This is a genomic window from Streptomyces sp. a15, assembly GCF_059026085.1.
In genome coordinates this window covers 147,354-167,565 of sequence record NZ_JBWLKM010000001.1, presented here as the reverse complement: position 1 = coordinate 167,565, position 20,212 = coordinate 147,354, and the positions used below count along the sequence as shown (strand labels likewise).

Annotated in this window: 18 protein-coding genes; 15 read left to right on the top strand and 3 right to left on the bottom strand. The window is 70.5% G+C overall.

The window, feature by feature from the left end; genetic code table 11:
• Positions 1-302 precede the first annotated feature (302 nt).
• Genes AC5P09_RS00765 through AC5P09_RS00745 form a run of 5 tightly spaced genes read left to right on the top strand, consistent with a single transcriptional unit; the run spans position 303 to position 5,914 of the window.
• Positions 303-1,949: a peptide ABC transporter substrate-binding protein gene (locus AC5P09_RS00765; protein ID WP_493871918.1), complete on the top strand. Its 1,647-nt coding sequence runs from the start codon at positions 303-305 to the stop codon at positions 1,947-1,949.
• A gap of 9 nt (positions 1,950-1,958) precedes the next feature.
• Positions 1,959-2,882, top strand: a complete 924-nt coding sequence (locus AC5P09_RS00760) for an ABC transporter permease (protein ID WP_493871917.1) — start codon at positions 1,959-1,961, stop codon at positions 2,880-2,882.
• Positions 2,875-3,888 (top strand): ABC transporter permease, encoded by a 1,014-nt coding sequence (locus AC5P09_RS00755; RefSeq protein ID WP_493871916.1) that lies wholly within the window; start codon positions 2,875-2,877, stop codon positions 3,886-3,888. The genes AC5P09_RS00760 and AC5P09_RS00755 overlap by 8 nt, the downstream gene beginning before the upstream one ends.
• A gap of 9 nt (positions 3,889-3,897) precedes the next feature.
• On the top strand, positions 3,898-4,872 hold the full coding sequence (locus tag AC5P09_RS00750; protein ID WP_493871915.1) for an ABC transporter ATP-binding protein: 975 nt from the start codon (positions 3,898-3,900) through the stop codon (positions 4,870-4,872).
• Positions 4,865-5,914, top strand: a complete 1,050-nt coding sequence (locus AC5P09_RS00745) for an ABC transporter ATP-binding protein (protein ID WP_493871914.1) — start codon at positions 4,865-4,867, stop codon at positions 5,912-5,914. The genes AC5P09_RS00750 and AC5P09_RS00745 overlap by 8 nt, the downstream gene beginning before the upstream one ends.
• 245 nt (positions 5,915-6,159) lie before the next feature.
• Here AC5P09_RS00745 and AC5P09_RS00740 read toward each other — a convergent pair whose 3' ends face one another.
• Positions 6,160-8,280, bottom strand: coding sequence for a S9 family peptidase (locus AC5P09_RS00740; protein WP_493871913.1), 2,121 nt, complete (start codon positions 8,278-8,280; stop codon positions 6,160-6,162).
• A 190-nt stretch (positions 8,281-8,470) separates the two neighbouring features.
• Between AC5P09_RS00740 and AC5P09_RS00735 the strand changes: the two genes are divergently transcribed.
• The 8 genes from AC5P09_RS00735 (at position 8,471) to AC5P09_RS00700 (ending at position 16,386) form a co-directional block, all read left to right on the top strand.
• Positions 8,471-8,665 carry a hypothetical protein gene (locus tag AC5P09_RS00735; RefSeq protein ID WP_053749487.1) on the top strand — a complete coding sequence of 65 codons (195 nt, stop codon included), beginning with the start codon at positions 8,471-8,473 and terminating at the stop codon, positions 8,663-8,665.
• Between the two features lie 21 nt (positions 8,666-8,686).
• Complete coding sequence (mshB, locus tag AC5P09_RS00730; RefSeq protein WP_493871912.1) at positions 8,687-9,568, top strand: N-acetyl-1-D-myo-inositol-2-amino-2-deoxy-alpha-D-glucopyranoside deacetylase; 882 nt, start codon at positions 8,687-8,689, stop codon at positions 9,566-9,568.
• Entirely contained in the window at positions 9,565-9,978 is a 414-nt protein-coding gene (locus AC5P09_RS00725) for a DUF6113 family protein (protein ID WP_493871911.1), read from the top strand. Before mshB ends, AC5P09_RS00725 begins: the two co-directional genes overlap by 4 nt.
• A gap of 158 nt (positions 9,979-10,136) precedes the next feature.
• Entirely contained in the window at positions 10,137-12,800 is a 2,664-nt protein-coding gene (locus AC5P09_RS00720) for a hypothetical protein (RefSeq protein ID WP_493871910.1), read from the top strand.
• Positions 12,801-12,948: 148 nt separating this feature from the next.
• The gene (locus tag AC5P09_RS00715; RefSeq protein WP_493871909.1) at positions 12,949-13,872 is read left to right on the top strand and encodes an ABC transporter ATP-binding protein; all 924 of its coding nucleotides are present in this window, start codon (positions 12,949-12,951) and stop codon (positions 13,870-13,872) included.
• Positions 13,869-14,609: an ABC transporter permease gene (locus AC5P09_RS00710; protein ID WP_493871908.1), complete on the top strand. Its 741-nt coding sequence runs from the start codon at positions 13,869-13,871 to the stop codon at positions 14,607-14,609. Before AC5P09_RS00715 ends, AC5P09_RS00710 begins: the two co-directional genes overlap by 4 nt.
• Entirely contained in the window at positions 14,606-15,772 is a 1,167-nt protein-coding gene (locus tag AC5P09_RS00705) for a sensor histidine kinase (protein WP_493871907.1), read from the top strand. The genes AC5P09_RS00710 and AC5P09_RS00705 overlap by 4 nt, the downstream gene beginning before the upstream one ends.
• On the top strand, positions 15,769-16,386 hold the full coding sequence (locus AC5P09_RS00700; RefSeq protein ID WP_493871906.1) for a response regulator transcription factor: 618 nt from the start codon (positions 15,769-15,771) through the stop codon (positions 16,384-16,386). The genes AC5P09_RS00705 and AC5P09_RS00700 overlap by 4 nt, the downstream gene beginning before the upstream one ends.
• 105 nt (positions 16,387-16,491) lie before the next feature.
• Here the strand turns inward: AC5P09_RS00700 and AC5P09_RS00695 are convergent, their stop codons facing one another.
• Positions 16,492-17,343, bottom strand: coding sequence for a transglutaminase-like and tetratricopeptide repeat-containing protein (locus AC5P09_RS00695; RefSeq protein ID WP_493871905.1), 852 nt, complete (start codon positions 17,341-17,343; stop codon positions 16,492-16,494).
• Between the two features lie 64 nt (positions 17,344-17,407).
• On the bottom strand, positions 17,408-18,430 hold the full coding sequence (locus AC5P09_RS00690; protein WP_493872292.1) for a GNAT family N-acetyltransferase: 1,023 nt from the start codon (positions 18,428-18,430) through the stop codon (positions 17,408-17,410).
• A 141-nt stretch (positions 18,431-18,571) separates the two neighbouring features.
• Here AC5P09_RS00690 and fdxA point away from each other — a divergent pair, with 141 nt between their 5' ends.
• On the top strand, positions 18,572-18,892 hold the full coding sequence (gene fdxA / locus AC5P09_RS00685) for a ferredoxin (protein WP_003985062.1): 321 nt from the start codon (positions 18,572-18,574) through the stop codon (positions 18,890-18,892).
• A gap of 107 nt (positions 18,893-18,999) precedes the next feature.
• Complete coding sequence (locus AC5P09_RS00680; RefSeq protein ID WP_493871904.1) at positions 19,000-20,118, top strand: bifunctional succinyldiaminopimelate transaminase/glutamate-prephenate aminotransferase; 1,119 nt, start codon at positions 19,000-19,002, stop codon at positions 20,116-20,118.
• Positions 20,119-20,212 lie beyond the last annotated feature (94 nt).

Here is a 20,212-nt window from a genome sequence, read left to right as displayed (position 1 = left end):
ACTCGTGTCTTACATCGGACTAACTGGACCAATCGGTCAATGAGTTCGATATACGGACGCCGGTGTGTCGGAATGCGTACACCGGGACGTTCCTTTCCAACGGTTCGGTATCGCTTGCCGAAGATCCATTGCGCCTCATGGTGAAGATCCATTGCTTCGGAACCGGATCGTCCGCTTCAGTGTCCCGTTCGGGTGCGTGCATCCGGATGGCGCGTACCTCCAAAGGCCCGAGCCCGTGTGCGGTATCCATCCTTTGCCCCGATATTTGCCGATAACGGACCGGCATTCAGAGGAGGCACTCCATGCGTGGAGCCACGCACGCCAGATGGGCCGCCTGCGCGGCGGCGGCAGCGCTCGCCGCGACGGCCTGCGGGGGCGGTGACAGCGACACCGGCGGCAGCGGCGACACCGGCGCGGTGCTCAGTTCCTCCTGGGGAGACCCGCAGAACCCGCTGGAGCCGGCCAACACCAACGAGGTGCAGGGCGGCAAGGTCCTCGACATGATCTTCCGGAGTCTGAAGAAGTACGACCCGGAGACCGGCAAGGCCGAGGACATGCTCGCCGAGAAGATCGACACCTCGGACTCGCAGAACTTCACCGTCACCATCAAGGACGGCTGGACCTTCAGCAACGGCGAGAAGGTCACCGCCAAGTCCTTCGTCGACGCCTGGAACTACGGCGCGAGCCTGAAGAACAACCAGAAGAACGCGTACTTCTTCGGCTACATCGAGGGCTACGACAAGACCCACCCCGATGACGACGGCGACGGCGGCAAGCAGAGCGCCGACACGCTCTCCGGCCTGAAGGTCGTCGACGACAGGACCTTCACGGTCAAGCTCAGCCAGAAGTTCTCGACCTTCCCCGACACCCTCGGCTACCCCGCCTACGCCCCTCTCCCGCGGGCCTTCTTCGACGACCACGACGCCTGGGTGGCGAAGCCGGTCGGCAACGGGCCGTACACCATCGACTCGTACACCAAGGGCTCGCAGATGTCCCTGCGGGCCTGGGACGGCTACCCCGGCACGGACAAGGCGCAGAACGGCGGCGTGGACCTGAAGGTCTACACCGACAACAACACCGCCTACACCGACCTGATGGCCGGCAACCTCGACCTGGTCGACGACGTCCCCGCCGCCCAGCTCAAGAACGTCCAGAACGACCTCGGCGACCGGTACATCAACACCCCGGCCGGCATCATCCAGACCCTCTCCTTCCCGTTCTACGACGACGCCTGGAACAAGGCCGGGATGGAGAAGGTCCGCACCGGACTGTCCCGGGCCATCAACCGCGAGCAGATCACCGAGACGATCTTCCAGAAGACCCGCACCCCCGCCACCGACTGGACCTCTCCGGTGCTCGGCGAGGACGGCGGCTTCAAGGAAGGTCTGTGCGGGGACGCCTGCGAGTACGACGCCGACGCCGCCAAGAAGCTGATCGAGGAGGGCGGCGGGCTCCCCGGCGGTCAGGTCAAGATCACGTACAACGCGGACACCGGCTCCCACCGGGAGTGGGTCGACGCGGTCTGCAACTCCATCAACAACGCGCTCGACAACGACAAGGCCTGCGTCGGCAACCCGATCGGCACCTTCGCCGACTTCCGCAACCAGATCACCGACCGGAAGATGCCCGGCCCGTTCCGCGCCGGCTGGCAGATGGACTACCCGCTGATCCAGAACTTCCTGCAGCCGCTGTACTACACCAACGCCTCCTCCAACGACGGCAAGTGGACCAACAAGGAGTTCGACCAGCTCGTCGACGAGGCCAACGCCGAGACCGACCCGGCGACTGCGGTGGAGAAGTTCCAGCAGGCCGAGGAGGTCCTCAGGGACGACATGGGCGCCATCCCGCTCTGGTACCAGAACGGCAGCGCCGGCTACTCGGAGCGGCTGTCCAACGTGAAGCTCAATCCCTTCAGCGTCCCGGTCTACGATCAGATCAAGGTCGGCTGAGGCGCCGGCATGGGACGGTACGTCGTCCGGCGGCTGCTCCAGATGATCCCGGTCTTCGTCGGGGCCACCCTGCTGATCTTCCTCATGGTGAACGTGATGGGCGACCCCATCGCCGGCCTGTGCGGCGAGAGGCAGTGCGACCCGTCCACGGCCGCCCAGCTGGAGAAGGAGTTCGGCCTCGACAAACCGGTCTGGCAGCAGTACCTGACCTACATGGGGAACGTCTTCACCGGCGACTTCGGCACCGCGTTCAACGGCCAGGAGGTCACCGAGCTGATGTCGACGGCGTTCCCGGTCACCATCCGGCTGACGATCGTCGCCATCCTCTTCGAGATCGTCATCGGCATCACGCTCGGGGTCATCACGGGTCTGCGTCGCGGCCGCCCCGTCGACACCTCGGTCCTGATGTTCACCCTCGTCGTGATCTCGGTCCCCACCTTCGTCACCGGTCTGCTGCTCCAGCTCCTCCTCGGCGTCGAGTGGGGCTGGATCAAACCGTCGGTGTCGGCGGACGCCACCTTCGGCGAGCTGATCGTGCCGGGCCTGGTCCTCGCCTCGGTCTCCCTCGCCTACGTCACCCGCCTGACCCGGACCTCCATCGCGGAGAACAAGCGGTCCGACTACGTGCGTACGGCGGTCGCGAAGGGGTTGCCTCGTCGCCGGGTGATCACCCGGCACCTGCTGCGCAACTCGCTCATCCCCGTCGTCACCTTCATCGGCACCGACATCGGCGCCCTGATGGGCGGAGCCATCGTCACCGAGCGCATCTTCAACATCCACGGCGTCGGCTACCAGCTCTACCAGGGCATCCTCCGCCAGAACACCCAGACCGTCGTCGGCTTCGTGACGGTCCTAGTCCTGGTTTTCCTGGTCGCCAACCTGATCGTCGACCTCCTGTACGCCGTACTCGACCCCAGGATCCGCTATGCCTGAGCCCCTCCCGCAGGAGCCGTACCTGTCCGGCGGGGGCCGGGCTCCCGAGGACGGAGCGATCGCCGCGACCGGCATGGGCGGCGCGATGGACCTGGCCACCAGCGAGGGCGAGACCCTGGAGAAGCGCCCCGGCGGCCCGGACGGCACGGGCCCTTGGGACCGGCCCCGCTCCCTGTGGTCCGACGCCTGGCGCGACCTGCGCCGGAACCCGGTCTTCATCATCTCCGGCCTGGTGATCCTCTTCCTCGTCGTCATCTCGATCTGGCCGTCGCTGATCGCCTCCGGCAGCCCGCTCAAGTGCGACCTCGCCAAGGCCCAGGAGGGCTCCCAGCCCGGTGCGCCGTTCGGCTACGACGGCCAGGGCTGCAACGTCTACACCCGTACCGTCCACGGCGCCCGTACGTCCGTCACGGTCGGCGTCTGCGCCACGCTCGGGGTGTCCCTGCTCGGCTCGGTGCTGGGCGGGCTCGCCGGGTTCTTCGGCGGGCTCTCCGACTCGTTCCTGTCCCGGATCACCGACGTCTTCTTCGCGATCCCGGTCGTCCTCGGCGGTCTTGTCCTGCTGTCGGTCGTCACCAGCAACACCGTGTGGCCGGTGATCGGCTTCATGGTGCTGCTGGGCTGGCCGCAGATCTCCCGCATCGCCCGCGGCTCCGTCATCACCGCCAAGCAGAACGACTACGTCCAGGCCGCCCGGGCGCTGGGCGCCTCCAACTCCCGGATCCTGCTCCGGCACATCATGCCCAACGCCGTCGCGCCGGTGATCGTCGTGGCGACCATCGCGCTCGGCACCTACATCGCGCTGGAGGCGACCCTGTCGTACCTCGGCGTCGGGCTGAAGCCGCCGACCGTCAGCTGGGGGATCGACATCTCCGCGGCCTCGTCCTACATCCGCAACGCCCCGCACATGCTGCTCTGGCCGGCGGGAGCGCTGGCGCTCACCGTGCTCGCGTTCATCATGCTGGGCGACGCGGTGCGCGACGCCCTCGATCCGAAGCTGAGGTGAGCCGCCGTCATGCTGCTCGAAGTGCGTGACCTGCACGTGGAGTTCCGGACCAGGGACGGGGTCGCCAGGGCCGTCAACGGTGTGAACTACGGCGTGGACGCGGGCGAGACCCTCGCCGTGCTCGGCGAGTCCGGCTCCGGCAAGTCGGTGACCGCGCAGGCGATCATGGGCATCCTCGACATCCCGCCGGGGCGGATCACCGGCGGCGAGATCCTCTTCCAGGGCCGGGATCTGCTGAAGCTGAAGGAGGAGGAGCGGCGGAAGGTCCGTGGCGCCGAGCTGGTGATGATCTTCCAGGACGCGCTGTCGTCGCTGAACCCCGTCCTCTCCGTGGGCGACCAGCTCGGCGAGATGTTCGTCGTCCACCGGGGGATGTCGAAGAAGGACGCGCGGGCCAGGGCCGTCGAGCTGATGGACCGGGTCCGCATCCCCGGCGCCGGGGCGCGGGTGCGCGACTACCCGCACCAGTTCTCCGGCGGTATGCGCCAGCGCATCATGATCGCGATGGCGCTGGCCCTGGAACCGGCGCTGATCATCGCCGACGAACCGACGACGGCCCTGGACGTGACGGTCCAGGCCCAGGTCATGGACCTGCTCGCGGAGTTGCAGCGCGAGTACCACATGGGGCTGATCCTCATCACCCACGACCTGGGCGTGGTCGCGGACGTGGCCGACCGCATCGTCGTCATGTACGCGGGCCGGATCGTGGAGTCGGCGCCCGTGCACGACATCTACAAGGCGCCCGCGCACCCGTACACCCGGGGCCTGCTGGACTCCATCCCGCGCCTGGACCAGAAGGGCCAGGAGCTCTACGCCATCAAGGGCCTGCCGCCCAACCTCATGCACATCCCGCCGGGCTGCGCCTTCAACCCCCGCTGTCCCATGGCCCAGGACGTGTGCCGCACCGACGAACCGCCGCTGTACGAGGTGTCGGACGACCGGGGCAGCGCCTGCCACTTCTGGACGGAGTGCCTGCATGGCTGAGCCGATTCTGGAGGTCAGCGGGCTGGTCAAGCACTACCCGCTCACCACGGGCATCCTCTTCAAGAAGCAGGTCGGCGCGGTGAAGGCCGTCGACGGCGTCGACTTCACCCTGAACCGCGGTGAAACCCTGGGCATCGTCGGGGAGTCCGGCTGTGGCAAGTCGACGGTCGCCAAGATGCTGGTCAACCTGGAGCAGCCGACGGCCGGTTCGATCAAGTACAAGGGCGAGGACATCGGCAGGCTGTCCGGCCGCGCCCTGAAGGCCGTGCGCCGCAACATCCAGATGGTCTTCCAGGACCCCTACACCTCGCTCAACCCCCGGATGACGGTGGGCGACATCATCGGGGAGCCGTACGACATCCACCCCGAGGTGGCCCCGAAGGGCGACCGCCGCCGCAAGGTCCAGGAGCTCCTGGACGTCGTCGGCCTCAACCCCGAGTACATCAACCGCTATCCGCACCAGTTCTCCGGCGGCCAGCGCCAACGCATCGGTATCGCACGGGGGTTGGCGCTGCGCCCGGAGGTGATCGTCGCCGACGAACCGGTCTCGGCCCTGGACGTCTCGGTGCAGGCGCAGGTCATCAACCTGATGGCGAGCCTCCAGGACGAGTTCGACCTCTCGTACGTCTTCATCGCGCACGACCTGTCGATCGTCCGGCACATCTCGGACCGGGTCGGGGTCATGTACCTCGGGCGGATCGTCGAGATCGGCAAGGACGCCGAGATCTACGACCATCCCACGCACCCTTACACCCAGGCGCTGCTGTCCGCGGTCCCCGTGCCCGACCCGGAGGCCCGCGAACACCGGGAGCGGATCATCCTGGCGGGCGACGTGCCGTCCCCGACCAACATCCCCTCAGGCTGCCGCTTCCGCACCCGCTGCTGGAAGGCGCGGGAGCGGTGCGCGGTAGAGGTGCCGGCGCTGGCGGTCCCTGCCGAGTTCCGCCACGTCCCCGGCCCGGCGGCCCACGACTCGGCCTGCCACTTCGCGGAGGAGAAGCAGGTCGTGCCCCCGGACGATCACACAGAGGGCGCGGCATAGTCGTACAAATACACAGCAATCGCGTTTACAAGCAGGCAACTCGGCCGACCCGATCCCGATATACGGACGCGTCAGTCTGAACAACGTACGGCCGTGCGGGTGCCGTAAACGGGCCGGAGCGCGCCATGTCGCTCCGGCCCGTTGCCCTTTTTTGCGCCTAAACCGGCGCCGCTCTCGCGGACCTGGCTGGTGCTTCGTCGTGGTTCCTCAATTGTGGGTTGCGGTGCTCTGCGGAGAGTTGAGGCTCAGCCCAGCCCAAGAGTGCGCCGAAGGAAGTCCAGTTGAAGCCGCAGCAGGTTCTCGGCGACCGCCTCCTGCGGGGTCATGTGGGTCACGCCGGACAGTGGCAGCACCTCGTGCGGGCGGCCGGCGGCCAGCAGGGCCGAGGACAGCCGCAGTGAGTGGGCGACCACCACGTTGTCGTCCGCCAGGCCGTGGATAATCATCATCGGGCGGTGCGGTTCCGCGGCGTCGACCAGACCCGCGTCGTCGAGCAGGGAGTTGCGGCGGTAGACCTCGGGCTGCTCGTCGGGGTGGCCCAGGTAGCGCTCCTGGTAGTGGGTGTCGTACAGCCGCAGATCCGTGACCGGGGCGCCCACCACGGCCGCGTGGAAGACGTCCGGGCGGCGCAGGGCCGCGAGCGCGGCCAGGTAGCCGCCGAAGGACCAGCCGCGGATCGCGACCCGGTTCAGGTCGAGCGGGAAGTCGGCGGCGAGGGCCTGGAGCGCGTCGACCTGGTCCTGCAGGACCACCTCCGCGAGGTCGTCCCTGACCGCCTTCTCCCAGGCGGGGGAGCGGCCCGGAGTGCCCCGGCCGTCCGCGACGACCACGGCGAACCCCTGGTCGGCGAACCACTGCGAGGTCAGGTACGGATTCTGCGCGGCGACCACCCGCTGGCCGTGCGGACCGCCGTACGGATCCAGCAGCACGGGAAGGGGAGTGTCCCCGTCGTAGTCAGTAGGCATAAGCACGGCGCACGGGATTCGTCGTGCGCCCCCCTCGGTGAGCGTCACGCGCGGGGACATACCAGGATCTTCGGCGTATGAGGTGACACTCGCCACCGGCTTGCCGTCGCGCAGTACCTGGACGCGGGCGCCCGGCCGGTCCAGTGCGGCGGACACCAGCACGGTCACGCCCCCGGCGCGCACCGCCGAGTGCACGCCGGGTTCCTGTGAGAGGCGCTCCAGGCCGAGCTCGTTGACCCGGTAGACGTGCACCTCGCCGGTCTCCGGGGACTCGGCGTCCTCGCCGGCCGACGCGGAGACCAGCACGTCGTCGTCGGCGACGTCTAGCACCGCCCGCACGTGCAACTGGGCTCCCGTCAGCGGCCGTTCACCGACCGCCAGAACCCGCGCACCTCCTTCGTCGGCGATGCGCACCAGCTGTCCGGAGGGGCTCCAGGACGGCACTCCAGGGAAAAGATCCAGCCAAATTGGATCTTCGTCCGCGTGCACCATCCGGGTCGTGCCGGTCTCCGGATCCACGGCCAGATACAGCTGACTGCGCTGGTCGCGCGCCTGTACGAGCAGCAGTGGCGCACCCGCCGCTGACCAGTGCACATGCGCCAGATACGGATAGCGCGCCCGGTCCCAGACGACCTCCGTGCGCGCCCCGTCCAGGCCGATCACGAAGAGCCGTACCTCCGCGTTGTCGGTGCCCGCCGCCGGGTACGGCACGTGGTGTGGCTCACGCTCCGGGTGGGCCGGATCGGAGATCCACCACCGCCGCACCGGCGTGTCGTCCACGCGCGCGACCAGCAGCCGGTCCGACTGCGGCGACCACCAGAAGCCTCGCGAACGGCCCATCTCCTCGGCCGCGATGAACTCCGCCAGACCATAGGTGACCTGCTCCGACTCGCGTTCCGTCAGCGCCCTGTCCCCCTCGCCCTCCGCGCCCACGACCCGCAGGGCGCCCTGCGCCACGTACGCGACGTGCCGTCCGTCGGGGGAGGGGCGCGGGTCGATCACCGGTCCGGGGACGTGGAGTTCGCGTGCCGTGCCGGCCCGCAGCTCCGCCGTGAAAAGCCGCCCTGACAAGGCGAAAGAGGCCAACTCGACGGCGGAGTCGGTGGCGTAGCCGACCACGCCGGCACCGCCCTCACGGCTGCGTTCGCGCCGCGCCCGCTCCTCGGGCGAGAGGTGCTCCTCGGCGCCGCCCAGGAGGGCGCGCGGGTCCGCCGCGACGCGCTCCCCGGCGTCCGGAAGGTCGAGGACCCAGAGCGAGTTGGCCCGGTCCGTGCCGGAGCTCGAACGCAGGAAAACGACACGGGAACCGTCGGGCGCCACGGTGAACGCGCGTGGCGCGCCGAGCGTGAACCGCTGGGTGCGGGCGTGCCGACGGGGGAAGGAGTCAGGCTCGGTCGTCATGCCACGACCATATTGGCCGTGCGCCCCCTTGTGAGGCCGTGCGCCGATCGATGCGCACGTACGGATAGTTATGATCACTAGCGCATAGTGGGTATCAACCTGCTGGCATCTTGTATGGATTTATCTGCCCCCATAGTTCCGTTCCCCGTCCGACCCCCCACGTCCCTGGGTTCTTTGGAGGTGAGCCGCCGTGGCACTCTCGATTTCGGCGGTGGTGCTGCTGGCGATCGTCGTCTTCCTTCTGATCAAGAAGTCAGGGCTGAAGGGAGGTCATGCGGTCGTGTGCGTCCTGCTCGGCTTCTACCTGGCTTCGTCCACGGTGGCCCCGACGATCAGTGAGCTGACGACGAACATCGCGGGCATGATCGGAAGTATCAAGTTCTGACCAGCCCTTTAGAGTGGCCCCATGACGGAACTGCCCGCCCGGCGTCTGCTGCTGGTGCACGCGCACCCGGACGACGAGTCGATCAACAACGGCGCGACCATGGCCAGGTACGCGGCCGAGGGTGCCCGGGTGACACTGGTCACCTGCACCCTCGGTGAACGCGGCGAGGTCATCCCGCCCGGGCTCGGGCATCTGACCGGCGCCGCCCTCGGCGAGCACCGGCTGCGCGAGCTCACGGCCGCGATGCGTGAGCTCGGCGTCGAGGACTTCCGGCAGCTCGGCGGCCCGGGGCGCTACCAGGACTCCGGAATGATGGGCCTCACCGACAACGACGACCCGGGGTGCTTCTGGCAGGCCGACGTCGACGAGGCGGCCGCGCGGCTGCTCGAGGTGATCCGCGAGGTACGGCCGCAGGTCCTCGTCACCTACGACGAGAACGGCGGCTACGGCCACCCCGACCACATCCAGGCCCACCGCGTCGCCATGCGCGCGGCCGATCTGGCCGCCGAAGCGGGCATCGGGATCGCCAAGGTCTACTGGAACCGGGTACCGCGCTCCGTCGCCGAAGACGCCTTCGCGCGGCTCGAGAGGGAGCTGCCCGGCCTCCCCTTCACCAAGGCGGCGGTCATCGACGACGTACCGGGCGTGGTGGCCGACGAGCGCGTCACCGCCGAGATCGACGGCACCGCCCACGCCGCCGCCAAGGCCGCCGCGATGCGCGCGCACGCCACGCAGATCACGGTCGCCGACCCGTACTTCCTGCTCTCCAACGAGCTCGCGCAGCCCCTCTTCACCACCGAGTACTACGAGTTGGTGCGCGGGGAGCGGGCGGCGTCCGGCTCGCGGGAGACCGACCTGTTCGCCGGTGTCGAGGAGATGTCCGGTATCGAGGAGACGTCATGAGTGACCGGACGACCTCCGCGCTGGCCCAGCCCCTGCAGCGGCCCTCCTTCGGGCGGGCCGCCGCCTACCTCGGGCTCCTCGTGCTCGGCGCACTGGTCGGCGTGGCCGGGTCGCTGGTGCAGTCCGGCTGGTTCCCGGGCGGGCTGCTGCTCGGTCTCGCCGGCGAGGCCGGGCTCTGCCTCGGCGGAGCGAGAGCCACCGGCAGCCGGGCCGGGGCCGTCGCGCCCGCCGGCGGCTGGATCGTCGCGGTCATCCTGCTCACCGCCAGCCGGCCGGAAGGCGACTTCGTCTTCGCCGCGGGCAGCGGGTCCTACCTTTTCCTGCTCGGCGGGATGGCCGTTGCTGTGATCTGCGCCACGCTTGCCCAGGGGCGGCAACCGGACGGCGATGGCGTCCGACTTGGGAAGTGACGTACCACTTCGCCGTACGGAGCGCGTGGGAGTCCGGTGATGGTTTCCCCGGCGGTCGTGGGATACACGCCAGAAGTGGCCAGTATGGTGGTGCGCGCCGCCGAGCCGCCCGAGAGAGGTCGTAACGCGGGCGGCGGAGCCAACCGGGAGAACCTGCCTTGAGTCGTGAAACTGACAGTCCGTCCTCCGGGCCCAACGGGCGCGGCGGAGCCGCATACCCCTCGGGCACGCCGCCGTACGGGACGCCCACGGCTTCCGACGGCGGTGCGGACGCGGGCCGTTCGGCCGCGCAGCCGGAGGAACGCAAGACCGAGACCACGCTGACCACCAGGATCCGGATCAACATCCCCGGATCTCGGCCCATTCCGCCGGTCGTCGTGCGCCAGACCGTCCCCGATGCCGAGGGCTCCGACGGCAACGGCACGGACGACGCCGAGGCGCCGGCGCCGGGCGCCGCCATGTCCACGGGCGTCGTCGAGTCTCCCGCCGAGGGTGCCCCGGGCGCCGACGAGAAGACGAGCGACTGGTTCGCGCCGCGCAAGTCCGGGCCCGCCAAGGGCAGTCCGGGCGGGGGCTCCACCAACGGGGCCGGTACGCCGGGCGGTTCGGGTGCTGCGGGTGCTGGGGGCGCTGCGGGCGCCGGTACGCGTCCCGGTGGTGCCCGGCCCGGTGGGGTGGTCGGCTCCATGAGCGTGCCGGGCGGCTCCCGGTCCGGCGGAGCGAACGGCTCCCGCCCGGGTGGCACGAACGGCTCCGGAGCCCCCGGTGGTGCCACCGGCGGCCCCGTCGCCCCCGGCCACGGCGGCGGCACCGGCTCCTTCGACGTGACCGAGGCGCTGTCCGCGGGCGGCCCCCAGACGGGCGGCTCCCGCCCCGGCCCGGGCCGCGACGACCTGCCGTACTTCTCGGAGAACGGCAACGGTCAGAACGGTGCCGGTCCTCACGGTTCCGGTCCTCACGGTTCCGGTCTGAACGACGGTGGTCAGAACGGCACCGGCGGTCAGAGCGCGCTGAGCGGTTACGACACCGACCTGAGCAGCTACGGCGGTCCGAACGGCCAGAGTCCCTACGGCGGCCCGAGCGGCCCCGGCGGCCCGAGCGGTTTCAACGGCCCGAACGGCCCCGGCGGCCCCGGAGGCCCGGGCGGCGGGCAGGGCCCCGCGGGCCCGACCGGCGGTCCGGTCACCGGCGACGGTCCGATCGTTCCGCCCGTCGGCGGGGTGAGTGACACCCTCGGCGGCTCCTACGACTTCAACGGGCCTGACGGCATCGGCGGGCCCGGTGGCCCCGGTGGTCCCGGCGGTCTCTCCGAGGGCCGCGGCCCGGGCGGTCCCGGCGGTCCCGGTTCTCCCTCCGGGCGTTCCGGACCTGCCGGCCCGGGTGGTCCCGACAGCCGTGGCGGACCCGCGGGTCCCGGCGGCCCCGGTGCGCCGCAGGCCTTCGGGGGTCCGAACGGCCCCGGCGGTTCTCCTGCGCTCGGCGGCCCGACCGGTCCTGGTGGATCTCCTGCCCTGGGTGGTCCGACGGGTCCGGGCGGGTCTCCCGCCCTCGGTGGTCCCACCGGCCCCGGCGGCACTCCTGCCCTCGGCAACCCCGCCCTCGGCGGCCTCGGCCCCGGCGGCGGTATGAGTGACGACACCGCGATCCTCACCCCGCAGAAGCCCGCCCCCGAACCCGGCGGCCACGGCTTCGGCGGCGCCTCAGACAACGTCTCCGGGCACACCGTCACCAGCGGCATCCCCGTCGTGCCGGCGGACCGCAACGGGACCTTCCCGCCGGGCGCCCACACCGACGCCCCGGTGCCCCACGCGGCCCCGAAGCCCGAACCCGGCCGGCAGGCCGCGCCCGCCGCGTCCAAGAAGCCCAAGAAGCCCAAGAAGAAGGGCCGCAACAAGCTCGCCCTCCTCTGCACCGGCGTGATCGTCATCGCCGCGGGTGCCTACGGCGCCGGGCTGCTGATGAACAGCTCCGACGTGCCCAAGGGCACCACCGTGCTCGGCGTCGACATCGGCGGCGGCACCCGGGACGACGCCGTCGAGAAGCTCAACAAGGCCTTCGACGGCCGGGTGAACAAGGACCTGAAGCTCACGGTCGACGGCAAGAGCGTCACGCTCAAGCCGGAACAGGCCGGGCTCCAGTTCGACATGGCGGCCACCGTCAGCGGGGCGGCGCACAGCGACTACAACCCGGTCTCCGTGATCGGCTCGCTGTTCGGCAACCACCGGGTCGTCGACCCGGTCATGCCGGTCGACGAGGAGAAGCTGCAGGCCGAACTCCAGGACACCGCGGGCGGCACCGGCTCGGCGACCGACGGCACCATCGAGTTCAAGTCCGGCAAGGCCGTGGCCGTGTACGGCAAGGCGGGCAAGGGCGTCGACGTCGCCAGGTCGACCGAGGCGGTCGAGGAGGCGTACCGCACCCAGGTGGAGACCGGCACGGCCCCCGCGGTGACGCTCCCGACGACCACCAAGCAGCCGACGATCTCGAACGCCGAGGTCGACCGGATGATGAAGGAGTTCGCGGAGCCGGCGATGTCCGAACTCGCCATCGTTCAGACCGACGCGGCGCACAGCATCAAGTTCGGCTCCCTGTCACTGCCGAAGATCCTCGGCTTCAAGGCCGTGGGCGGCAAGCTCGTGGAGACGTACGACCTCGAGGCGCTCAAGGAGGCGTACGGCACCACCTTCGAGGGCGTGCAGATCGACGGCGCGAGCGGCAAGCGGGACGTCCTGCCGCAGGACGTCGCCTCCGCGCTGGGCAAGGCTCTGCGCGGCAAGACGGCGGCGGAGCGCACCGTAGTGATCGACACCACCCCGAACTAGCGGAGCACGACCGCACGAGAGGGCACCCGGCACCCGCCGGGTGCCCTCTCGTCGTACGGAGCCGAGGCCGTCGTATGACATCTGTCATCCGGCACTCGGGATCACCGACACTGCCGGGCGCCGGGCCTGCACTGCCACCCTGGCTCCCATGACGACAACAACGGCGACCACCACCCCGGTGGTCGCGTTCGACCAGGTGAGCAAGGGCTACGGGAGCGTTCGGGCCGTGGACGGCCTGACCCTGGCCCTGCATCCGGGGGAGACCGTGGCCCTGCTGGGCCCGAACGGCGCCGGCAAGTCGACCACCCTCGACCTGCTGCTCGGCCTCAGGAACCCGGACAGCGGCAGCGTCCGGCTCTTCGGCACCACCCCGCGCGAGGCGATCGTCACCGGGCGCGTGGGCGCGATGCTGCAGAGCGGCGGGCTGATGGACGAGGTGACGGTCGCGGAGCTGGTGCGGCTGGCCTGCGCCCTGCATCCGAGGCCGTACCAGCCTTCCGACGTACTGTCCCGCGCCGGCATCTCCCAGCTCGCCGACCGCAAGGTCGACAAGCTCTCCGGTGGCCAGGCCCAGCGCGTCCGCTTCGCCCTCGCCACTGCCGGCGACAGCGACCTGATCGTCCTGGACGAGCCGACCACCGGCATGGACGTCACCACCCGCCAGGCCTTCTGGGCCACCATGCGCGAACAGGCCGAGCAGGGGCGGACCGTCCTGTTCGCCACCCACTACCTCGAAGAGGCCGACGCCATCGCCGACCGGGTCCTCGTCCTGCACCGGGGCCGGCTGCTGGCCGACGGCACGGCCGCCGAGATCAAGGCGACGGCGGGCGCCCGCCGGATCTCCTTCGACCTGGAGGGGGCGATCGACGAGGCCCCGCTGCGTACCCTGCCCTTCCTGACCTCCGTCGACGTGTCGGGCCAGACCGTCCGCATCCAGTCCTCCGACGCCGACGCGACCGTCCACGCCCTCTACGGCCTCGGCCTCTTCCCCCGCAACCTCGAAGTCGCCGGGCTCGGCCTGGAGCAGGCCTTCGTCGCCATCACCACCGCCGAGGAGGCCAAGCGGTCATGAACAGCCTGATCAAGCTGGAACTCACCCGCGCCCTGCGCAACCGCAAGTTCCTGTTCTTCTCCGTGATCTACCCGTCGGTCCTGTTCCTGATCATCGCGGGCAACGCCGACAGCACGACCGAGGTCACCGGCACGGACCTGACCCTCCCGACCTACATGATGGTCTCGATGGCCTCCTTCGGCGCCCTGACCGCCGTCCTGATGGGCAACAGCGAACGCATCGCCAAGGAGCGCGAGAGCGGCTGGGTACGGCAGCTGCGGCTGACCGCGCTCCCGGGCCGCGGCTACGTCCTGGCGAAGACCGCGAGCGCCGCCGTGGTGAGCCTGCCGTCGATCGTCGTCGTCTTCGTCGTGGCGGCGGCCGTGAAGGACGTACGGCTGGACGCCTGGCAGTGGCTCGCCCTCACCGGCGCGATCTGGGCCGGCAGCCTCGTCTTCGCCGCGCTCGGCGTCGCCATCGGGTACCTGGCGAGCGGGGACGCGGTCCGGCCGATCACGATGATCACCTACTTCGGCCTGTCGATGCTGGGCGGACTGTGGATGCCGACGACGACGTTCCCGTCCTGGCTGCAGGACATCGCCGAGTGGCTGCCCACGCACGCGTATGTTGCCCTGGGGCAGGCGATCGAACAGAGCCGGGCCCCGCACGCCCAGGACGTCGCCCTTCTCGCCGTCTTCTTCGTCCTGTTCACGGGCGGCGCGGCCTGGCTGTACCGGAAGGACACGCTGAAGGCGTGAGCGGCATCGGGATCAACATCGGGCAGCGGCCGCAGAACCGCAGGCAGAGGGTGATCAAGCTCCTCTGGACCAGCATCTGGCTCGCGTATCTGAGCGCGCCCGTGGGCGACCTGCTGCACGGCGGCCACAGCACCGGCGTCCAGGTTCTCGGCTCGCTCGGTGTCGTGGCCTTCATCGCCTGGTACTTCGCCCTGATCTTCCGCGCCGGACGCGGCAGGGCCACCGCCGTGGTGCTCGGTTCGCTGGCCGTCCTCACCGCCCAGTCCACGATTCTCGCCCTCAGCCTCGGCCGCGAGTGGCTCGTCCTGTTCGTGTACGTGTCGGTGGCGTCCGGCGCGGCGCTCCCGACGCGGCTCGCGCGCCTGGTCATCCCCGCCGTGGCCGCCCTGCTCACACTGATCGCCCTGGCCGTCCCGGGCGGCACGGCGTTCCTGGCCGGGCTGCTCCTCCCGGCCCTCCTCGGCGGTTTCTCCATGTCCGGCGTACGCGAACTCATCCGTACGACCGTCGAGTTGCGCGAGGCCCGTGCCACCGTCGCCCAGCTCGCCGCCAACGAGGAGCGCCTGCGCCTCGCCCGTGACCTGCACGACCTGCTGGGCCACTCCCTCTCCCTGATCACGCTCAAGAGCGAGCTGGCGGGCCGTATGCTGCCCGCCCACCCCGACAAGGCGGCCCGGCAGGTCGCCGACATCGAACAGGTCAGCCGACAGGCCCTGGTCGACGTCCGAGAGGCGGTCACCGGCTACCGCCGCCCGCGCCTGCCCGCCGAACTCGCGGGCGCCCGGGTCGCGCTTACGGCGGCCGGCGTCACCGCGAACCTCCCCGCCGACCCCGACCTCGCCGGCATCCCCGAGGAGAGCGAGTCGGCCCTGGCCTGGGCGCTGCGCGAGGCCGTGACCAACGTCGTACGGCACAGCGGCGCCCGCCGCTGCACGGTGGACCTCGTCCGCCGCCAGACCCTCGACGGCCCGGTCCTCGAACTCTCCGTGGAGGACGACGGCACCGGCGGCTCGGGCACCGCCCCCGGCAACGGCCTCACCGGCCTCACCGAACGCCTGGCCAAGGCGGGCGGCTCCCTGGAGGCGGGCGGCACCCGGCACGGATTCCGCCTGCTCGCCCGCGCCCCCGCCGACTCCACCGCGGACGTAGGATCCGCCCCATGACCAGCCGCACGATCAAGGTCCTGCTCGCCGAGGACCAGTCGATGGTCCGCGAGGCCCTGGCCGCCCTCCTCGGCCTGGAGGACGACATCGAGGTGGTCGCTCAGGTCGCCCGCGGCGACGAGGTCCTGCCGGCCGCCCGCGAGCACGACATCGACGTGGCCCTCCTCGACATCGAGATGCCGGGCGCGACGGGCATCGAGGCGGCGGCCCTGCTGCACAAGGAACTCCCGGCCGTGAAGCTGGTCGTCCTCACCACCTTCGGCCGCCCCGGCTACCTCCGCAGCGCCATGGAGTCCGGCGCCGACGCCTTCCTGGTCAAGGACGCCCCCGCCTCCCAACTCGCCGCAGCGGTACGCAAGGTCCTCGCGGGCGAGCGCGTCATCGACCCCACACTGGCGGCAGCGGCCCTGGCGGAGGGCGCGAACCCTTTGACGGACAGGGAGCGGGAGATACTCCGCGCGGCGGAAGACGGCTCCACGAACGCGGAATTGGCAGCAGCCCTGCACCTGTCCCAGGGCACGGTCCGCAACTACCTCTCGACGGCGATCCAGAAACTGGCGGTGCGGAACCGGGCGGAGGCGGTAAGGATCGCGAGAGAGAAGGGCTGGCTGTAAACGCCGGTCAGGGCCAACACCCCAGGGGCGCGGGGCTGTATCGATGTGCGGCTCCGCCGCGTGGGCGCGACCAGCCACGACGCACCCGCAGCCGCGTGACAACGGTCAATTCAACATTGCTCGCGCGGCATGAGCCTGCTGCCGAACCCGAGCCGCAGCAGCCTTATCCACGGCCCTCACCAGCTCCGCATACGCCTCCAACTCCGCGGCCCCATCGACGAAGTCACCCCGCTGCACAAGCAACTGCGCCCGCTCATACCGCAACCGCGCAGGATGCGAAGGCAACAGCAACGACAACTCCACCGCCCACAACGACACATCCGACCGCTCCGGCCGAGCCGCAGCCCACGCCCGCACGTTGTTCAGGATCCGCAGCACCACCTCCAAAGGCTCCGCAGGACCGAGCATCGACGGATGCAGCGACGCCCCCGTCGCCCCCGCCACCAGCACCTCCGCATCGCCCCCGGTCAGCACCCGCCCCCCGTCGAACGGATCGGCGAGAACCTGCTCGTCCGGCGGACCGAAGCCGACGACGAAATGCCCGGGCAGCGCCACCCCGTACACATGAGCCCCGGCCCGCCGCGCCACCTCCATCCACACCACGGACAGCAGGATCGGCAGCCCGCGCCGCCGCCGTAGCACCTCGTGCAGCAGCGAGGACTCCAGCCGCTGGTAGTCGACGGGGGCGCCACGGAAACCACACCGGTCCCCGAGCAGCTCGCGCAGCGCCACCGCCCAGGACCGTGGCCCGCCGGGCCGGAACGGCAGCTGTCCGGCCAGCCGGTCCAGCTCGATCTGCGCGGCGTCCAGGCCCGCCTCGTCCAGCGTGCCGTCCGCCTCCGCGCCCACCAGCAGGCACAGCGTGGACAGGTCGGGCCGCTCGGAGCGGGCCTCCTCGGCGAACCGGCGGCGCAGTTCGGCGGAGCGTTCGGGGGGTGGTGGATAGGGGGGACGCATAGCTGGCTCGTGCCCTTTCACGGCGATCGCTACCGTTCGTTCGTGCCGTTCGTGCCGTTAGCTGTCACTCGCTACCGTTCGTTCCCGGCGCTCCGGGTGCCCGGTAGTGGTGGTACGCATGATGCGCGGAGAAGCCCATCCCGGCGTACAGCGCCCGCGCCCCCGCGTTGTCCGTCTCGACCTGGAGCCACGACGCCGAGGCACCCTCGTCGAGGGCACGCCGCGCGAGCGCGGCCATCACGGCGGAGGCCAGCCCCCGTCGCCGTAGCGCGGGATCCACCTCGACGGCGGCGAACCCGGCCCACCGTCCGTCGACGACACACCGCCCGATGGCGGCGGGAGCCGCACCCTGCGACGAACCGGGCACCGTGGCGAACCACACCGAAGGCCCGCTCCCCAGCACCCTCAGGGCCACCTCGCTCACCCCCTTGCGCTGATACCGGGCAAGCCAGGCCTCGTCCGCCTCCCGGGACAGCACCACCTCGGAGGCCTCGGCCAGGTCGGCGATCGGCGCCAGTGCCCCGGTCCACAGCTCGGCGGTTACCTCCCGCGTCCAGTCCCGCCGCTCCAGCTCCGCGCACAGCAGCTCCTGCGTGCCCTCGGCGCCGGTCGCGGTCTGGACGTACGCGGGCAGATCACGGTCGCCGTACCAGCGTCGTACGACGGTCAGGGCCTCGTCGAGCGGCAGGCCCGGGTCGCCGAGCGGCAGCACCGAGTTCGCGCGCCGCGTGAAGCCGGCGGCAGCCCGCAGCTCCCACTCGCCGAGCCGCTCGCTCTCCACCGGCCGCCAGGCCCGGGAGGAGACGCGCGCCAGCTCCTCGTACGAGGCCGCGGGACCCCGTCGGCGGGCCGGGGCGGGCGGTACGATCTTGCCCGCGACCAGCGAGGATTCCGGAATACGGACACTCTCGCCGTCCCGTCGAGTGATCAGCAGCACACCGTCGTCCCATGATGTGAGAACACCCACCGTGTCGGTGAACTTCGTGTCCGTCACCCCAGGTTCCGCCAAGCGCCGTACGGACACCCGTTTACCCACGTCAGCAGCGGTGATACGGACCACGAGACGTCCGGTCGCGGAGATTTCCACAGGTCGGTCCACCCCTCCTGTTCGGATCATGCCCAAGAACGGAGATACTAGGGGCGGGCATCGACGACGCCGCGCTCCCGCGCGCCAGGTGGCGGAGCCTGAAGACGGCTCGCCAGCGCCCTATCGAGGAGGAACGACAGCGTGACCTACGTCATCGCGCAGCCTTGTGTCGACGTCAAGGACAAGGCGTGCATCGAGGAGTGCCCGGTCGACTGCATCTACGAGGGCTCCCGGTCCTTGTACATCCACCCGGACGAATGCGTCGACTGTGGTGCCTGTGAGCCGGTCTGCCCGGTCGAGGCGATCTTCTACGAAGACGACACTCCCGAGGAGTGGAAGGACTACTACAAGGCGAACGTCGAGTTCTTCGACGAGCTGGGTTCTCCCGGCGGTGCCAGCAAGCTGGGTCTGATCGAGCGCGACCACCCCTTCATCGCCGCGCTGCCGCCGCAGAACGGCTGAGAGCGGCCCGCGTCACTCGCGCCGCCTCGGTCCCGTACGGCCTGATCGCCTTGATCGCCGTACGGGGCCGAGGCGTTTGCCGTACCGAAGAAAGTGAGCCGAGTACCGTGTCCGCAGTCTCCGACCGTCTCCCCACCTTTCCCTGGGACAAGCTGGCGCCGTACAAGGCGACGGCCGCCGCGCACCCGGACGGCATCGTCGACCTGTCCGTCGGCACCCCGGTCGACCCGGTCCCCGAGCTGATCCAGAAAGCCCTGGTCGCCGCGGCGGACTCCCCGGGCTATCCGACCGTCTGGGGCACGCCCGAGCTGCGCGACGCGATCACCGGCTGGCTGGAGCGCCGCCTGGGCGCCCGCGAGGTCACTCACCGGCACGTCCTGCCGATCGTCGGCTCCAAGGAACTCGTGGCCTGGCTCCCGACCCAGCTGGGCCTCGGCCCCGGCGACCGGGTCGCGTACCCGCGCCTGGCCTATCCGACGTACGAGGTCGGCGCCCGCCTGGCCCGCGCCGGCTACGAGGTCTACGACACGGAGACATTTGCGGCTACCGCCGCGGGGACGGACCTGGACCCGGCCGGCCTGAAGCTGCTCTGGCTGAACTCGCCGTCCAACCCCACGGGCCAGGTCCTCTCCAAGGCCGAGCTGACCCGGATCGTCGCCTGGGCCCGTGAGCACGGCGTCCTGCTCTTCTCCGACGAGTGCTACCTGGAGCTGGGCTGGGAGGCCGACCCGGTCTCCGTCCTGCACCCCGACGTGAACGGCGGCTCCTACGACGGCATCGTCGCCGTCCACTCCCTGTCCAAGCGCTCCAACCTGGCCGGCTACCGCGCCGCGTTCCTGGCGGGCGACCCGGCCGTCCTGGCCCCGCTCCTGGAGATCCGCAAGCACGGCGGCATGATGACGCCCGCGCCCACGCAGGCGGCGGTGGTGGCGGCCCTCGGCGACGACACCCACGTCCGCGAACAGCGCGAGCGCTATTCCGCCCGCCGCACGGCCCTGCGCGAGGCGCTGCTGAGCCACGGCTTCCGCATCGAACACAGCGAGGCCAGCCTCTACCTCTGGGCCACCCGCGACGAGCCCTGCTGGACCACGGTGGCCCACCTGGCCGACCTGGGCATCCTCGTCGCCCCGGGCGACTTCTACGGCGAGGCGGGCGAGACCTTCGTACGCGTCGCGCTCACGGCGACGGACGAGCGGGTGCAGGCGGCGGTGGAGCGGCTCACGTAGCCGCTACGGCTACCACGCACAAAGGCGACTACAAAGGCGACCACAAAGGCGACGGGGCCCAGGAAACTCCCTGGGCCCCGTCGCCGTACAGCCG

Bases quoted from the DNA above. Each gene is read 5' to 3' on its own strand.
- AC5P09_RS00765 (WP_493871918.1), top strand. From the start codon at position 303: ATGCGTGGAGCCACGCACGCCAGATGGGCCGCCTGCGCGGCGGCGGCA.
- AC5P09_RS00760 (WP_493871917.1), top strand. From the start codon at position 1,959: ATGGGACGGTACGTCGTCCGGCGGCTGCTCCAGATGATCCCGGTCTTC.
- AC5P09_RS00755 (WP_493871916.1), top strand. From the start codon at position 2,875: ATGCCTGAGCCCCTCCCGCAGGAGCCGTACCTGTCCGGCGGGGGCCGG.
- AC5P09_RS00750 (WP_493871915.1), top strand. From the start codon at position 3,898: ATGCTGCTCGAAGTGCGTGACCTGCACGTGGAGTTCCGGACCAGGGAC.
- AC5P09_RS00745 (WP_493871914.1), top strand. From the start codon at position 4,865: ATGGCTGAGCCGATTCTGGAGGTCAGCGGGCTGGTCAAGCACTACCCG.
- AC5P09_RS00740 (WP_493871913.1), bottom strand. From the start codon at position 8,280: ATGACGACCGAGCCTGACTCCTTCCCCCGTCGGCACGCCCGCACCCAG.
- mshB (WP_493871912.1), top strand. From the start codon at position 8,687: ATGACGGAACTGCCCGCCCGGCGTCTGCTGCTGGTGCACGCGCACCCG.
- AC5P09_RS00725 (WP_493871911.1), top strand. From the start codon at position 9,565: ATGAGTGACCGGACGACCTCCGCGCTGGCCCAGCCCCTGCAGCGGCCC.
- AC5P09_RS00715 (WP_493871909.1), top strand. From the start codon at position 12,949: ATGACGACAACAACGGCGACCACCACCCCGGTGGTCGCGTTCGACCAG.
- AC5P09_RS00710 (WP_493871908.1), top strand. From the start codon at position 13,869: ATGAACAGCCTGATCAAGCTGGAACTCACCCGCGCCCTGCGCAACCGC.
- AC5P09_RS00700 (WP_493871906.1), top strand. From the start codon at position 15,769: ATGACCAGCCGCACGATCAAGGTCCTGCTCGCCGAGGACCAGTCGATG.
- AC5P09_RS00695 (WP_493871905.1), bottom strand. From the start codon at position 17,343: ATGCGTCCCCCCTATCCACCACCCCCCGAACGCTCCGCCGAACTGCGC.